The sequence below is a fragment of the Citricoccus sp. GCM10030269 genome (assembly GCF_042665635.1).
Classification (GTDB): Bacteria; Actinomycetota; Actinomycetes; order Actinomycetales; family Micrococcaceae; genus Citricoccus.
Genome location: NZ_JBHTCV010000005.1, coordinates 538,458 through 554,070, shown reverse-complemented (window position 1 = coordinate 554,070; position 15,613 = coordinate 538,458). Strand labels below are relative to the sequence as shown.

The window sequence follows — 15,613 nt, the reverse complement described above, 5'->3', positions numbered from 1 at the left end:
CTCACCCGCCAGCGAAGGGCGGGAGGACGTCGACCAGTGAATCCGGTGTGACCGGGTGGTCATCGTCGGCGGCCCGTACCCCATCCACCATCAGGGAACAGCGGGCGATGACCTGTTCGGCACTGACGCCGTGGTCGGCCAAGAGGGCCTGCCGCAGCGCTCCCGCCGTGGTCGCGTCGATCTGGGTCTCGGACACCCCGAGGATGTCAGCGGCTCCGGCGAACAAGCGAACCCGTGCCATCAGGGGCGCTCCTGTTCGGTTGACGACTTTTCCGGTGAAGTCTCGTTCGGTGACGGATCGTAGTCCAGGGCAAGGTCCTGGATCCGGGAGGAGACACGGTCGATGAGGCTCGCCACGGCCTCGTCCGACCAGCTCTCGCCTGCCAGTTGCAGGCCCACCGCCACGCCGACCAGATACGTGGTGGTCGGTGCGCCCGGGCGGACAACGCCGCGGGCCACATCCCGGGCGACATCCAGCAGCGGACCGGGCACGACGACTGATTCCGGCAGGTCCAGTTCCGTGGCCACCGTCTCCAGCCAGACTCGTAGACCGGGAATCTCCTGCTCGGCCATGGTTCCTCTTTCCTGTGGGGTTTCCTGTGGGGTTTCGCGCGGTGCTTCCTGTGGTGCTTCTGGTGAGGAAACGGCAGGGGTGGACTCGGCCCGCACGCGCTCCAGATCTTCGGGGGTGTCCATATCGTCCCAGAGACCGGGGCGGTCCGCAGGCTCGGAGACCTCCCTCAGGTTCAGTCCGGCGACGCGCTCGCGCACGCGAGTGACTCCCGCTGTGGCGGCGCGGCGGAGGGGCGCGGTGCGGAACACGGCGGTGAGGTGCTGCCGTCGACCGGCGGCGTCCACCGCGACCACACCGTCGAGTGGATCCCTGTCGTCCTCACGGGCGCCATCCTCGCTCCTGCTGTCCTCACAACCGGCGATGTCGGCCGCGCGCAGCAATTCCCGGCACGCCTCCCCGGGCCGGGCGAGGTCACAGGGAAGGACCAGCAACCAGTCCGCCTCCACGTGAGCCAGTGCCGTGTCCAGGGCGGCGACGGGTCCCGATCCAGGGGGATCCTCCCGGACGAACAGCACCTCCGCATCAGCTGGGGCCACGGGACGGTCCGGCCGGTCGCCGACGACCACCACCCGAGTGGCCCCGGCCCCTACGGCCGCCCGAACGGTCCGGTCGAGCAACGTGCTGCCGTCGAGCTCCAGGGAGGCCTTGTCCCGGCCCATCCGGGACGAGGCCCCACCGGCGAGCACGACGGCGGCCAGGCGGTCAGGAGTCACCGCGCCCGTCCCGGCTCTCGAGACCGTCCCGGCGCCAGGTCCCGGAGCGTCCGCCGGTCTTCTCCAGAAGCCTGACGCCGGTCAGCTCGACCGATCGGTCCAGTCCCTTGACCATGTCCACGATGGCGAGTCCGGCCACGGAGGCCGCGGTCATGGCCTCCATCTCGACCCCGGTGCGATCGGCGGTGCGGGCGGTGGCGGTGACGCGGATGCGGTCCTGCTCGATCTCGAAGTCGACGGAGGCTCCATGGACACCGATCACATGGGCCAGGGGCAACAGCTCCGCGCACTTCTTGGTCGCCTGAATCCCCGCGATGCGGGCCACGGCCCAGACGTCGCCCTTGGCCACGGTGCCGGCGGCCAGCGCCGTCAGGACCTCGGGAGACACCAGCACCGTGGACTCCGCAGTGGCGCTGCGGACCGTCGGCTGCTTCGCAGTCACATCGACCATGCGGGCGGAGCCATCGCCGGAGAGATGCGTGAAGCCGTCGGCGCCGGCATCGTCAAGGATGCTGGATGTGCTGGATGTGCTGGATGTGCGGGGTGAGCTGGATTCGCTGGATGCGCTGGACGGGTGGTTCGGTGACGCGGCGGGTTCCATCAGACCTCTCAGACCTCCAAGGATCGGTACAGGACAGTGTCCCCGGCGGACACCTCGTCCGTGGTGGCGGGCACTCGGGCCAGTCCGGTGGCCCGTGCCAGGCGGCCGGCCAGGTGGGATCCCGAACCGCGCTCGGTGGCCTGGACGACGCGCAACGGCTCGCCGGCTGCGGAGACCACGCGGACCGGGACATACTGTTCGCGGCCGTGGGGTGAGCGCCAGCTGTCGCCGGCGGTGGCCGGCAGCCACGGGGCCCGCGGTGTGGTGCGGCCCTGCATGGCCAGCAACCCCGGCTCGACGAACAGCAGGTAGGACACCCACGCGCTGACCGGGTTGCCCGGCAACGACCACACGGGGCGGCCGTCGGGCAGGGCGCCGAATCCCTGAGGCTTCCCGGGTTGGACGGCCACCCGGTCGAAACGCACGGACGAGTCATCCAGGTCGGGAACGGGGGCCGAAACTGTGCCCGGAACCGGGCCGCCGTCGTCGGGACCGGCCTTCGGGACCCCTCCCGGGGCAGACGGCGCCAACACCAGGCGGGCGACATCATGGGCACCGACGCTCGCGCCACCGGTCAGCACGACCGCATCGGTGGTCCCTCGCGTGGTATCAAGCACCGATCGCAGGGCAGCAGAGTCATCGGACACCTGACCCCGGTGGACGACCTCCGCGCCGGTCGCGTGAACCAGGGCAGCGAGCAGCAGGCTGTTGGAGTCGGGAATCTGACCACGGCGCACCGATTCGCCCGGCGCCACCAGCTCAGAACCGGTACTCACGACGACGACCCGCGGCCGGCGCCGCACGCTCACTTCGGCGATGCCAGCCGCCGCCAGGGCAGCGACGCGATGCGGGGTCAGTGGCTCCCCCGCGAACGCCACCCGGTCCCCGGCGCGCACATCCTCGCCGCGGCGGCGAATGTGCCGGCCCTCAGTGGCCGCCCGGTTCAGAACGACGTGCTCCGGGGCGGTGCTCCCGGCGGTCGGAGCGGCCGGATCCCAGCCCACCACGTCCTCCAGGGGCACGACGGCGTCCGCGTCCGTGGGCAGGGGCGCTCCGGTCATGATCCGGGCCGCCTCACCGGCGGCCAGCGGGGGATCGGCGTCCGCTCCGGCCGGCAGCTCAGCCGTGATGGTCAGCTGAACGTGGCGGTCGGCAGTGGCGGTGGCGGTGTCCTCCGTGCGCACCGCGTAACCGTCCATGGCGGAGTTGTCCCATGGTGGCAGGTCCAGTCCCGCGACGGCATCGGCGGCCAACGTGCGCCCGGAGGCGTCAGCCAACGCGAGGACCTCGGTCGGCAGGAGGGGAACACGATCGAGGATGCGCTGCTGGTGCTCCTCGACGGAGCGGTAGTGGAGCTCAGCCACGCGGGGCCTCCTCGGGCAGTCCGCCGTCGAGATAGCCCAAGACCGGCCAGCCGAGGGCGGTGAGATGCCTCGCCGCAGCGGCACTGCGGGGTCCGGAGGCACAGAAGGGCAAGAGCACTCTGTCTGGTGAAACGGAGCTCAGCGGATGATCGTGCGGCAGAGGCGTCTGCGGTCCGGTATCGAGGCGGAGCAGACGGTCCAGGGGCAACTCCACCGTGCCGGGCGGGCCGGGGCGCTCGCGGGATTCCTCGGTCCGTCGGACATCAATCCACATGGCGCGCGGATCGATCGCGTCCGGGGACACGGGGTGAGCCGCCGTCGTCGGGCCAGCTGACGGTGACGTGCTAGTGGCCGAGCCCGCGAGCGGGATCTCCGCGGTAGTGCCGGCGAGGCCGTCGATCACCATCATCCGGCCCACGAGCGGGTTACCGGTGCCCAAGACGAGCTTGATGGCCTCCAGAGCCATCAGCGAGCCGGTGATCCCGACGACGGCGCCCAGGACCCCGGCCTCGGCGCAGCCGGGCGCGGCGTGGGTGGCGTCGTCGTCCTCGAAGACATCCGTCAGCACGACGGGGGACAGGCCCGCCTCGGCCGGCGGATCGGACCAGAAGACTGTGACCTGGGCGTTCCATTGCATGAGGGCGCCGAAGACCACGGGGATGCCCAGAGCCGTCGCGGCCCGGTGGATGACGAAGCGCGTGGTGAAGGAGTCGCTGCCGTCGAGGACCACCTCGGCACCGGCCAGGAGATCCTCCGCGTTGGCGTCGGTCAGGCGGACGGGGTGCGGAACCACGGTGGTCTCGGGCGACAGGCGGTGAGCGGCGGCCACGGCACCGTCGGTCTTCGCCCGGCCGACAGTGTCCACGCCGTGCAGGGTCTGGCGATTGAGATTGCTCAGTTCGACCACGTCGTCGTCAATGACGTGCAGCGTGCCGATGCCCGCGGCCGCGAGGTACTGGATCACCGGGGAACCGAGTCCGCCGGCTCCCACGACCGCGACAGTGGCTCCGCGGAGGAGTTCCTGTCCCGAGTCCCCGATCTGAGGCAACGTCCGCTGGCGAACGGTCCGCGAGTCGGTAGAAGACTCAGGGGAGAGGCGTTCCGTGGACATGTCTCAACACTAGTCGGCCACGGGCCGACGGGACTCAGCGTGAGGACGCGGGGGCAGAGAGGCTGGGCCGAGCCGGGAACCTTGCCTGAGCCGGGATCTTTATCCGAGCCGGGATGCACGGAGGCTGGTGCAGGGAGGATGATGGGGGCATGTCCAGAAGCGAGTCACGAGTCCGGGTGGTGCGGGTCAAGGCGGGTCAACGGGATGCGCGGGCCGATGTGCTGGCCGCGGAGGAGCCGCTGGAGATCCGCGTCAATGGACGGCGGCTGGCCGTCACCATGCGCACCCCGACCGAGGACTTCTCCCTGGCCGTCGGGTTCCTGCTCAGTGAGGGTCTCATCGGCGCGGCCGAGGAGGTCCACTCGGTGCGGTATTGCGGTCGCGACTTCGGCCCCGGCGCCGAGGAGACGGACAACACGGTCGATGTGGTGCTGCGACCGGACGTGGCCGCACCGACCCCGGACACCGAGCGACAAGTGCTGATGACCAGTGCCTGCGGACTCTGCGGGCGCACCAGCATCGAGAACGTCCGCACCCAGAGTCGCTTCCCGGTGGCGGAGGACCCGATGGAGGTCTCCGAGAATTTCGTCCTGGAGATGCCGGAGGTGCTGCGAGAGCGGCAGAAGGTCTTCGATCGCACCGGTGGCCTGCACGCGGCCGGACTCTTCGACGCCGGCACCGGAGAACTGGTGGCCGTGCGCGAGGACGTGGGCCGCCACAACGCCGTGGACAAGGTCCTGGGGTGGGCACTGCTGCAGGGAAAGCTGCCCCTCAGCGGCCACATTCTCATGGTCTCGGGCCGGGCCAGCTTCGAACTCACGCAGAAGGCGATGATGGCGGGGGTGCCGATGCTCGCCTCGGTCTCCGCGCCGTCGTCGTTGGCGGTGGACTTGGCCCGGGACGCCGGGATGACGCTCGCGGGCTTCGTCCGAGGCGACCGCTTCGTCATCTACGCCGGCGACCACCGGATCCGCGCAGCAGACCCAGTCGAACGGACCACACCCCGCGCTGTAGCAGCGGGTGCGGTCCGAACGACTGGGTCTGAATAGCCGTCCGCGCTAGCCGGCGTCGACGGTCCGAGCGGCCAGGGCCCGGACCATCTCGTCGCGGGACTCGGCCACCGTGCGGGACAGGGCCGCCTGCCGCTCAGCGGACCGCTCCACCAAGGCGTTGCTAGCGTCGATGGTCTCCTGAGAGACCTGGGAACCCGGGAAGAGCCCGATGGCGGCGGACTCGGCCATCTCGTGCGAGCGCGAGGCCCACAGTTCCTCGACCACGCGGAAGTACTCCTCAGCGAAAGGGGCCAGCAACTCGGTGCGGTGGACCCGGTTGAACCCGGCGAGGACGCTGCGCTGCGTCATGTTGGACAGTGAGCCGGACACCACCTGATCCCACGCCGTGCGCTTGGCCTCCGCGGACGGGACGGCGGCACGAGCCTGAGAGGCGGCCAGGGCACCCGTCGCGGTGGCATCCTCGGCCTCCGCGGCGGCGATCTCGTCCTCACCGGCCCGGCCCCCGGCGACCAAACCGGTCAGCATCTCCCACTTCAGATCCGTATTCAGGTCGAGCCCGGCCAGCGTCTCGGAACCGGTATGCAATGCGGCCAGGGTGTCCAGTTGCTGCGACGATCGCGCGTGGAGTGCGAAGGCCTTGACGAACTGCAGCTGGTTGTCCGATCCCGGCTCGGCGTCGCGGGCCAACTCCAGCAGGCGGTCTGCGGTGGATTCGCGCCGCTGTTGGGCGAGTTCCGGTGCCGTGTACTGAGACAGGGTCGTGGTCAGCTGACGGAGAAGGGTCTGCACCACGGAGGAGTCACGTTCGAAGCCCACATTGGTCAGCAGGAGATCCACGAACCAGCCGGCCGTTGCCTCGGCGTCGCGGACGGTGTCCCACGCGGCTCCCCACAACAGCGTGCGGGGCAAGGACTCGGCCACGTCCTTCAGTCGCGTGGCCACGAACGACCATGAAGCGTCATCGAGGCGGATCTTGGCGTAGGCCAGGTCATCGTCATTGGGGAGGATCAGGTCTGGGCGCTGCGTGCCGACGGCCTCGGTCACCTCGGTGAGCTCGCCGTCCACGTCCAGTTCGAAACGGTCGGTGCGCACCAGCCGGCCGTCCTCATCAGCGGAATAGAAGCCCACTGCCATGCGATGTGGACGGAGTACCGCGTCACCGGGCCGGTCATCTCCCGGTGCGGACTGGCGCAGGGCCAGGGAGGTGATCGCGCCGCCGTCGGGCTGTTCGGTGCTGACCTCGACGGACAGGGTGTTGACGCCGGAGGTCTCCAGCCACAGCCGGGTCCACTCGGCCAGATCCCGGCCGGAGGAGGCCTCCAACTCACGCATCAGGTCCGGCAGCTCGGTATTGGACCAGGCATGCTTGCCGAAGTAGGCGCGGACGCCGGCCATGAAGTTCTCCTGGCCCACCCAGGCGACCAGCTGGCGCAGCACCGAGGCGCCCTTGGCATAGGTGATGCCATCGAAGTTCACCAGCACGTCGTCCAGATCGCGGATCTCGGCCTTGATCGGGTGCGTGGTGGACAGCTGATCCTGCTTATAGGCCCAGTTCTTCTCCATCGAGGAGAACGTGGTCCAGGAGCCGGTGTAGCGGGTGTTCTCCGCCGCGGCCAGGGTGGACATGAACTCGGCGAAGGACTCGTTCAGCCAGAGGTCGTTCCACCACTTCATGGTCACCAGGTCGCCGAACCACATGTGCGCCAGCTCGTGCAGGATGGTGATGGCCCGGCGCTCGATGGTGGCCTCCGGCACGGTGGAGCGGAAGACGTAGTTCTCCAGGAACGTCACCGCTCCGGCATTCTCCATGGCCCCGGCATTGAACTCGGGCACGAAGAGCTGGTCGTACTTCGCGAAGGGGTACGGGGTGCCGAACTGGGCCTCGTAGAACTCGAAACCGCGGCGGGTCAGATCGAGGATGTTGTCCGCATCCAGGTGCTCGAACAGGGAGGCGCGGCAGTACACGCCCAGGTCAATGGTGCGTCCGTCCGAGCTCGTCAATTCCGAATGGGTCGACTGGTAGGGACCCGCGATCAGCGCGGTGATGTAGGACGAGATCCGCGGGGTGGGCTCGAACGTCCAGGTGGCAGTCTGGCCGGTGGCGGGGACCGGTTCAGGAGTGGGGGAGTTGGACACCACAGCCCAGTGGTCCGGCGCGGTGACCGTGAAGGCGAAGGTGGCCTTGAGGTCGGGCTGCTCGAACACGGCGAACATGCGGCGGGAATCCGGGACCTCGAACTGGGTGTAGAGGTAGGTCTCGTCGTCCACCGGGTCCACGAAGCGGTGCAGCCCCTCGCCGGTGTTCATGTAATCCGCCAGCCCGTCCACCTCGAGGACGTTCTCGGCGGCCAGCGGGCCGATGGTGATGCGCGTGCCGTCGAAGGCCTCGGCGTTCAAATCCTCTCCGTTGAGGCGGACCGCCGGGGCCTGAGAGGAGATGAAGTCGATGAACGTGCTCGTGCCGACCGCGTCCGGAGCCGCCGAGAAGTGCACGGTGGTGGCGGACCGGAACTGGTCGCCGCCGTCGGTCAGATCCAGAGTGACCTCGTAGGAGTCGACGGATAGAGCGGCAGCGCGCTCGGCAGCCTCGGCGCGGGTGATGTTCAGAGTGGGCACAGTGCCTCCGGTGCAGTCAGGGCGTGAAACAAGTGTTGGGTATCACGACATTGTGCCACCGCCCTGTCCGGAAGGGACAGCATCCCGCTGGGTTTGCTCGGCCCGCCGCCGGTAGGCTGGTCGCTGGTCACGACCGTATCCCACCGGAACCAGGAGCAGCCCCATGCGCGTGCACATCGCCACTGACCACGCCGGCCTCGAACTGAGTGCCCACCTCATCCAGCACTTGACCGGACTGGGTTACGAGATGGTCGATCACGGGCCGCAGTCCTTCGATCCGCAGGACGATTACCCGGGCTTCTGCATCAAGGCGGCTCAGGCCGTCGTGGTCGACCAGCAGTCGGGAGTGGATGCGCTGGGAATCGTGTTGGGCGGTTCCGGAAACGGCGAGCAGATGGCCGCCAACAAGGTCCGCGGCGTTCGCGCTGCTCTGGCGTGGAATCTGGACACGGCGAAACTGGCCCGCGAGCACAACGATGCCAACGTGGTCGCCGTCGGAGGCCGCCAGCATTCCCGCGAGGAGGCCACCGCCATCATCGAGGCCTTTCTGGCCGAACCGTTCTCCGGGGACGAGCGCCACGTCCGCCGCATCAGCAAGATCGCTCACTTCGAGACCTCGGGCGAGGTGCTGGACTGATTCGCCGACGGACGACGGAGTCCACGGATGCCTGAGGGTCATTCGGTCCACCGCCTGGCCCGGCAGTTCACCGACGTCTTCGGCGGCGAACGGTTGCGCGTCAGCTCGCCGCAAGGCCGTTTCGAGGCCGGCGCTCGCCTGCTGGACGGCGCCACACTGGTGCAGGCCCGCGCGCACGGCAAGCAGTTGTTCCTCGGCTTCGGTCCAGCGCACGACGACGGCGCGGTCCAGTCGGTCCTGCGCGTTCACCTCGGCCTGTACGGAGCGTGGAGCTTCGGTGGAGACGAGACCTTCCGTGGGGCCTCGAGCATCGGAGCGCCCCGGAAGATGGGGGAGACGGACACCTTCACGGACGACGCCGACGCGTCCCGACCGTATGCCGGCCCGCCGCCGCCCGTCGGCCAGGTGCGCGTCCGGCTGGTGTCCGACCGCGGTTGGGCGGATCTGCGCGGCCCCACGGCGTGCGAGGTGATCACACCAGAGGAGGCGGCCGCCGTCGTCGCTCGCCTGGGACCGGATCCGCTGGTGCCTGGCACCGGGCCGGAGGAGTTTCTGGCGCGGGTGAGCCGGCGGAGGGTGGCGCTCGGCCAGCTCATGATGGATCAGGCGGTGGTGGCCGGGGTCGGCAACATCTACCGAGCAGAGTCGCTCTTTCGGCAGGGTCTGAATCCGTGGCTGCCGGGTCGGTCCCTGAACGAGGAGGCCGGTACGGCGTTGTGGGAGGACCTCGTGACGCTGATGAGGGACGGTGTGCGACGCGGCAAGATCATCACAACGCGCCCCGAGCACCGCGACAGCCTCGACGAGACGGGTGCGCCGGCGCCGCTGTGGCCGGACAACGCCTACTACGTGTACCAGCGCGATGGCCTGAGCTGCCGCGTGTGCGGCGTTCAGGTGCGGGTGACGGACATGCAGGCGCGCAAGCTCTACTGGTGCCCGGGGTGCCAGTCTCTATAACCGGAGCCAGCCGAGCCAGCCGCTTCAGGTTGTCGCACTCGCGTGACGGCCCTCCCTCTGCCTTCGTGCTTTGCCTTCGTGCCGATCCTGACGGCTCGCAGTGAAAATCAGTGCGAGCCGTCAGGATCACCACGAAAGGGGGGTATCGGCAAGGAGCTGGAGACCTGATTAAACGAGAATCGTGCCGGGTCCCGCGAAGATGGCGAGACCCGGCACGATTCACCGGGCCCATAGGTGGCCGGTGGAGGGGATGACGGGAATCGAACCCGCGTAGCCAGTTTGGAAGACTGGGGCTCTACCATTGAGCTACATCCCCGCAGCGCTCCGGTGAGTCGACGTCCAGAAAATGCTCCAGAAGAAGACTATTGCCAGAGGCAGCGAGGACGATCCTACCAAGCCGTCAGGCTGAGCCGCAAAAGAGACCTCGTCGGCGCGGCGTCGTCGGGCGGGCTGTCACCGCGGTGGTGAGCCCGAGAGGCCGCGTACGTGGGTTGAAAATCGCCCGAATGCGGAGTATGGCACGGGAGTGCGTACACTGGTCCCTGGCCAGAAACGGCCAGGGCCGTCTGCGGGGTGTAGCTCAGCTTGGTAGAGCGCGCGCTTTGGGAGCGTGAGGCCGCAGGTTCAAATCCTGTCACCCCGACGTCATGGTCGCTCCGCTTGCCGGAGCGGCCTGATTCACCGGATGCCCGGCGGCCGGGCCCATCCGCCCATCAGACGAGACGAACAATCCACACAGGAGTGCCACGTGGTCAAGAGCACCGCAGAAAACCTCAGCCCGACTCGGGTCAAGCTCGACGTTGAGGTCCCGTTCGAGGACCTCAAGCCGCGCCTGGACGAGGCCTACAAGACAGTGGCCAACCAGATCCAGGTCCCCGGCTTCCGCAAGGGCAAGGTTCCTGCGCGGATCATCGACCAGCGCATCGGCCGCGGCTACGTGGTGGAGACGGCCGTCAACGAGGGTCTGAACGACTACTATCAGGAGGCCCTGGCCCAGACCGAGGCCACGCCGATGTCCCGCCCCGAGGTGGAGATCACCACCCTGCCCGGCGTCGACGGCGAGGCTGAAGGGCCGTTGAAGTTCACGGTGGAGGTCGACGTCCGCCCCGAGGTCGAGTTGCCGGACTACAAGGGACTGAAGGTGACGGTCGAGCCGGCCGCCGCGTCCGAAGAGGACGAGCAGAAGGCCCTGGACGAGCTCCGTTCCCGCTTCGGGACGCTCAAGGAGGTCGACCGCCCGGCCCAGACGGATGACTTCGTCACGATCACCCTCACCGCCACCGTCGGCGACGAGCAGGTCGACCACGCCGAGGACCTGTCCTACCAGGTCGGCGCCGGGACCATGCTCGACGGCTTGGACGAGGCTCTCGAGGGCCTCTCCGCCGGCGAGGATGCCGTGTTCGAGACCACCCTGGCCGGAGGCGAGCACTCCGGCGAGCAGGCGACCGTCAAGGTCGTGGTGAACGCGGTCAAGGACCGCGAACTGCCCGAGGCCGACGACGAGTTCGCTCAGCTGGCCTCCGAGTTCGACACCATCGAGGAGCTCAAGGCCGACCTGAAGGAGAAGGCAGCCGAGGGCGCAGTGACCAACCAGGGCGTCGAGGCCAGGGACAAGGTTCTCGAGGAGCTGGTGAAGCTGGTCGAGGTGCCGGTCCCGGACTCCGTGGTCGCCGAGCAGGTGGAGCAGCACTTCTCCCAGCAGGGCCACACCGAGGGCGACGAGCACGACACCGAGGAGCACCGCGCCGAGGTGGAGCAGAACGCTCGCGAGGCCTTCCGCAACGAGATCATCCTGGACAAGGTCGCCGACGCCGAAGAGGTCGGCGTGGACCAGGGCGAGCTGATCGAGTACATCGTCTCCACGTCCCAGCAGTACGGCATGGACCCGAACCAGTTCGCTCAGATGCTCGATCAGGCCGGCCAGGTCCCGATGATCATGGGCGAGGTCCGCCGTCGTAAGGCACTGGCCAAGGTCCTCGAGTACGCCGAGGTCACCGACACCGAGGGCAATGAGGTCGACCTGACCTCCTTCGTCACCCCGGGCGGCGCCGAGGGCGAGGTCGAAGAAGCCGAGGCTCCGGAGGCTCCTGAGGAGACCGCCGAGGCTGAGCAGTCCGACGAGAAGCCCGCAGAGCAGTCCGACGAGAAGTCCACCGAGTCCTGATCGGTCAGCACCAGCTCTGATCGGTCCGCACAGGACCTGATCGCCGAGTTCCCAGAACGCCCGGGCCCGGCCGTTGTCACCCGACGACGGAGGCCCGGGCGTTCTGCGTTGGCGCCACCGGCACGATCCACGCCAACAGCGAACAGCCGCGTCAGAACGGTACGGAGGCCGCTGAGGAACAGTAGTCTCGATCCCAGGCCATTGCCCCAGGTGCACCGTCGGTGTCCCAAGGCATGTGAAGTCCATCCGAAGGAAGGCAGGGCGTCATGTCCGAATCGTCCACTGCTCCCCGTATGGCGTCGGTTGATCCGGCGTCCCGCGAGGACTACATCTACAATCGTCTGCTCAAAGAACGCATCATCTGGCTGGGCTCCGAGGTGATGGATGAGAACGCCAACGCGATCTGCTCGCAGATGCTCCTGTTGTCCGCCGAGGATCCGGAGAAGGATGTGTACCTCTACATCAACTCCCCGGGCGGCTCCATCACCGCGGGCATGGCGATCTACGACACCATGAAGTACATCCCCAACGACGTCGTCACGGTCGCCACCGGCATGGCCGCCTCCATGGGACAGTTCCTGCTGTCCTCGGGCACCCCGGGCAAGCGCTATGCGACCCCGCACGCCCGCATCCTGATGCACCAGCCCTCGGGCGGTATCGGCGGCACGGAGTCGGACATCCGGATCCAGGCCCAGCTGATCCTGCACATGAAGCAGGTCATGGCCGAGCTCACCGCCGAGCAGACCGGGCAGACCGTGGACACGATCCTCAAGGACAACGAGCGTGACAAGTGGTTCACCGCTCAAGAGGGCCTGGAGTACGGGTTCTTCGACCACATCGCCGAACGTTCCGGCTCGGTGTCCGGTGGCGGGGGCGTGAACGACAACGCCTGATCCGGCCTCAGGCCGGATGGCCAGCCGTCCACCCCACCGCCCAGACCCATCGCCCAGGAGAGACCAGACATGAACCAGTTACCCGTCGGAATGCCTTCCGGTGCCGGTCAGCCGGCGCCGAGCAACCGCTACATCCTGCCCCAGTTCGAAGAGCGCACGCCCTATGGCTTCAAGCGCCAGGACCCCTACGCCAAGCTCTTCGAGGACCGCATCGTCTTCCTCGGCTCGCAGGTGGATGACGCCTCAGCCGATGACATCATGGCCCAGCTGCTCGTGCTGGAATCCATGGACTCGGAGCGGGATATCACCCTGTACATCAACTCTCCGGGTGGTTCGTTCACCGCCATGACGGCGATCTACGACACCATGCTGTTCGTGCGCCCGGAGATCCAGACCGTGTGCCTGGGCCAGGCCGCCTCGGCCGCCGCGGTGCTGTTGGCCGCGGGTGCCCCGGGCAAGCGCCTGGCACTGCCGAACGCTCGCGTCCTGATTCACCAGCCGTCCATGGGCGGCGACCGCGGCACCGCGACGGATCTGCAGATCCACGCCGACGAGTTGCTCCGCATCCGTACCTGGATGGAGGAGACCCTGGCGTCCCACACGGACAAGACGGCCGAGCAGGTTCGTCAGGACATCGACCGGGACAAGTTCCTCTCGGCCGCTGGAGCCAAGGAATACGGCCTGGTGGACGAGGTCCTCGAGTCCCGCAAGATCACGCGTCCTCAGATCTCGAACTGATCCGTTGACCTGCTGACACCTCGGCAGGTCCGGCGGAAGTGCGTCTGCCGACAGGGCGCACTTCCATCGAGAGGAACTCGGTGTCCCGACGGCGGCTCGCCCCCTGGATTCTCAGGGCGCGGGCCGCCGTTGCAATCCACGGCTCTAACGTGTCCACCCCCTAAGCTGTAATGGCAGTGTCCCGGGCAGCCAGTCTGGTAGCCCGACCCCTATCGAGGAGAGTCCCGCATGGCCCGCATCGGTGAAAGCGCCGACCTGCTCAAGTGCTCATTCTGTGGCAAGAGCCAGAAGCAGGTTCGGAAACTGATCGCCGGCCCCGGCGTGTACATCTGCGATGAGTGCATCGAGCTGTGCAACGAGATCATCGAAGAGGAGCTCTCCGAGGTCGCCGAGACGGCCGAGGTCGAGCTGCCCAAGCCGCAGGAGATCCACGACTTCCTCGAGGAGTACGTGATCGGCCAGACCGAGGCCAAGCGATCGTTGGCCGTCGCGGTGTACAACCACTACAAGCGCATCCGTTCGGGGCAGCAGTCCAAGGAGAGCTCGCTGGTGGACCGGGCCGCCGAGCATGACGCTCTGGCCGACGTCGAGGTGGGCAAGTCGAACATCCTGCTGGTCGGGCCCACCGGATCCGGCAAGACCTACTTGGCCCAGACCCTGGCCAAGAAGCTGAACGTTCCCTTCGCCGTGGCCGATGCCACGTCGCTGACCGAAGCCGGTTACGTCGGCGAGGATGTGGAGAACATTCTCCTGAAGCTGATCCAGGCCGCCGACTATGACGTGAAGAAGGCCGAGCAGGGCATCATCTACATCGACGAGATCGACAAGATCTCGCGCAAGTCCGAGAACCCCTCCATCACTCGAGATGTCTCCGGCGAAGGCGTGCAGCAGGCCCTGTTGAAAATCCTGGAAGGGACCACGGCGGCGGTTCCCCCGCAGGGAGGGCGCAAGCATCCTCATCAGGAGTTCTTGCAGATCGACACGTCCAACGTGCTGTTCATCGTGGCCGGAGCCTTCGCCGGCCTGGACGAGATCATCTCCTCGCGTGCCGGTTCCAAGGGCATCGGCTTCGGTGCGCCGGTCAACACCATTGGAAAGAGGGATGTGTCCTACTCGGACGTCCGTCCCGAAGACCTGCTGAAGTTCGGCCTGATCCCGGAGTTCATCGGTCGCCTGCCCGTGATCACCACCGTGGACAATCTGGACCATGAGCAGCTCGTGAACATCCTGACGTCGCCACGGAACGCGCTGCTGAAGCAGTACCAGAAGATGTTCCTCATGGACGGCGTCGAGCTGCAGTTCGAAGACGACGCGCTGGACGCCGTGGTCGAGCAGGCCGAGGATCGGGGTACCGGTGCTCGCGGTCTGCGTTCGATCATGGAGGAAGTGCTCAAACCGATCATGTTCGATCTGCCCTCGCGTGACGACATCGCGACCGTGGTCATCACCGGAGACGTGGTTCGAGAGGGTGCAGAACCGACTCTGATCTCCCGAGAGGTTCAGCGCAAGCGCCGCAACAAATCGGCCTGAGCGACACCAGACTGAGCCGCAAGAACCAGAATTTCAGCGACAACTGCCCAGGAGGCAAGACGTGACTGACAGCTCCACGACCGAAACACAGACCGTCGATTTTTGGTTCGACTCGATGTGCCCCTTCGCCTGGATCACCTCGCGCTGGATGCTCGAGGTGGAGAAGGTCCGCCCCATCACCGTGAACTGGCGGATCATGTCCCTGAGCGTGCTCAACGAGGACAAGGACCTCGACGCCGGTTACCGGGAGTCAGTGGAGCGCGGTTGGCTCCCCGCCCGTGCGGCCACCCAGGTGTGGGACCGGCACGGCAACGAGGCGGTCGGCAAGTACTACACCGCCGTCGGGACCCGCATCCACAATGAGGGACAGAAGGACTTCGAGGTCGCCGTTCGAGAGGCCCTGGACGAGCTCGGTCTGGAGACCGAGGACATTCTGGAAGCGGCTCGGACGGACGTCCTCGATGAGAAGCTGCGTGCCTCGCACCAGGCGGGTATTGATCTGGTCGGGGATGAGGTCGGCACGCCCGTGGTGTCCTTCAACGGCACGGCCTTCTTCGGTCCCGTGATGACCCGTATCCCGCGGGGCGAGGAAGCCGGAACGATCTTCGACGCGGCCGTCACGCTGGCCGGGTACCCGTACTTCTACGAGATCAAGCGGTCCCGGACCACGAAGCCCGAATTCGACTGAGTACCCCGAACTCG

At 67.5% G+C, this 15,613-nt stretch carries 14 protein-coding genes and 2 tRNA genes; 9 read left to right on the top strand and 7 right to left on the bottom strand.

The window, feature by feature from the left end; all coding sequences use genetic code 11:
• Position 1 precedes the first annotated feature (1 nt).
• From ACFQQD_RS09675 to ACFQQD_RS09655, 5 genes are all read right to left on the bottom strand, one after another.
• Positions 2-241 carry a MoaD/ThiS family protein gene (locus tag ACFQQD_RS09675; RefSeq protein ID WP_378088710.1) on the bottom strand — a complete coding sequence of 80 codons (240 nt, stop codon included), beginning with the start codon at positions 239-241 and terminating at the stop codon, positions 2-4.
• Entirely contained in the window at positions 241-1,287 is a 1,047-nt protein-coding gene (locus ACFQQD_RS09670) for an NTP transferase domain-containing protein (RefSeq protein ID WP_378088708.1), read from the bottom strand. Before ACFQQD_RS09670 ends, ACFQQD_RS09675 begins: the two co-directional genes overlap by 1 nt.
• Positions 1,277-1,738, bottom strand: a complete 462-nt coding sequence (gene moaC, locus ACFQQD_RS09665) for a cyclic pyranopterin monophosphate synthase MoaC (RefSeq protein WP_378090082.1) — start codon at positions 1,736-1,738, stop codon at positions 1,277-1,279. Before moaC ends, ACFQQD_RS09670 begins: the two co-directional genes overlap by 11 nt.
• A 158-nt stretch (positions 1,739-1,896) precedes the next feature.
• Entirely contained in the window at positions 1,897-3,252 is a 1,356-nt protein-coding gene (gene glp / locus ACFQQD_RS09660) for a gephyrin-like molybdotransferase Glp (RefSeq protein ID WP_378088706.1), read from the bottom strand.
• Positions 3,245-4,363, bottom strand: coding sequence for a ThiF family adenylyltransferase (locus ACFQQD_RS09655; protein ID WP_378088704.1), 1,119 nt, complete (start codon positions 4,361-4,363; stop codon positions 3,245-3,247). Before ACFQQD_RS09655 ends, glp begins: the two co-directional genes overlap by 8 nt.
• Before the next feature lie 149 nt (positions 4,364-4,512).
• Between ACFQQD_RS09655 and fdhD the strand changes: the two genes are divergently transcribed.
• Positions 4,513-5,412 carry a formate dehydrogenase accessory sulfurtransferase FdhD gene (fdhD, locus tag ACFQQD_RS09650; protein WP_378088702.1) on the top strand — a complete coding sequence of 300 codons (900 nt, stop codon included), beginning with the start codon at positions 4,513-4,515 and terminating at the stop codon, positions 5,410-5,412.
• Between the two features lie 9 nt (positions 5,413-5,421).
• On the opposite strand, the gene pepN is transcribed toward fdhD, so the two are convergent.
• A complete protein-coding gene (pepN, locus tag ACFQQD_RS09645; RefSeq protein ID WP_378088700.1) occupies positions 5,422-7,992 on the bottom strand; it encodes an aminopeptidase N in 2,571 nt (856 codons plus the stop codon).
• 163 nt (positions 7,993-8,155) lie between these two features.
• Here pepN and ACFQQD_RS09640 point away from each other — a divergent pair, with 163 nt between their 5' ends.
• Entirely contained in the window at positions 8,156-8,629 is a 474-nt protein-coding gene (locus ACFQQD_RS09640) for a ribose-5-phosphate isomerase (protein ID WP_378088698.1), read from the top strand.
• A gap of 27 nt (positions 8,630-8,656) precedes the next feature.
• Entirely contained in the window at positions 8,657-9,586 is a 930-nt protein-coding gene (locus ACFQQD_RS09635) for an Fpg/Nei family DNA glycosylase (protein ID WP_378088696.1), read from the top strand.
• A gap of 242 nt (positions 9,587-9,828) precedes the next feature.
• Here the strand turns inward: ACFQQD_RS09635 and ACFQQD_RS09630 are convergent.
• A tRNA-Gly gene (locus tag ACFQQD_RS09630) sits at positions 9,829-9,902 on the bottom strand.
• Between the two features lie 253 nt (positions 9,903-10,155).
• Between ACFQQD_RS09630 and ACFQQD_RS09625 the strand changes: the two genes are divergently transcribed.
• The 6 genes from ACFQQD_RS09625 to ACFQQD_RS09600 all read left to right on the top strand — a co-directional run bounded on the left by ACFQQD_RS09625 (position 10,156) and on the right by ACFQQD_RS09600 (position 15,599).
• Positions 10,156-10,229: transfer RNA gene (locus ACFQQD_RS09625), tRNA-Pro, on the top strand.
• 105 nt (positions 10,230-10,334) lie between these two features.
• Positions 10,335-11,750 carry a trigger factor gene (gene tig, locus ACFQQD_RS09620; RefSeq protein WP_378088694.1) on the top strand — a complete coding sequence of 472 codons (1,416 nt, stop codon included), beginning with the start codon at positions 10,335-10,337 and terminating at the stop codon, positions 11,748-11,750.
• Positions 11,751-12,016: 266 nt separating this feature from the next.
• Positions 12,017-12,643 (top strand): ATP-dependent Clp protease proteolytic subunit, encoded by a 627-nt coding sequence (locus ACFQQD_RS09615; protein ID WP_378088692.1) that lies wholly within the window; start codon positions 12,017-12,019, stop codon positions 12,641-12,643.
• Positions 12,644-12,712: 69 nt separating this feature from the next.
• Complete coding sequence (locus ACFQQD_RS09610; RefSeq protein ID WP_378088690.1) at positions 12,713-13,381, top strand: ATP-dependent Clp protease proteolytic subunit; 669 nt, start codon at positions 12,713-12,715, stop codon at positions 13,379-13,381.
• A 228-nt stretch (positions 13,382-13,609) separates the two neighbouring features.
• The gene (gene clpX / locus ACFQQD_RS09605) at positions 13,610-14,911 is read left to right on the top strand and encodes an ATP-dependent Clp protease ATP-binding subunit ClpX (RefSeq protein ID WP_378088688.1); all 1,302 of its coding nucleotides are present in this window, start codon (positions 13,610-13,612) and stop codon (positions 14,909-14,911) included.
• 115 nt (positions 14,912-15,026) lie between these two features.
• Positions 15,027-15,599 carry a disulfide bond formation protein DsbA gene (locus tag ACFQQD_RS09600; RefSeq protein WP_378090080.1) on the top strand — a complete coding sequence of 191 codons (573 nt, stop codon included), beginning with the start codon at positions 15,027-15,029 and terminating at the stop codon, positions 15,597-15,599.
• Positions 15,600-15,613: the final 14 nt, after the last annotated feature.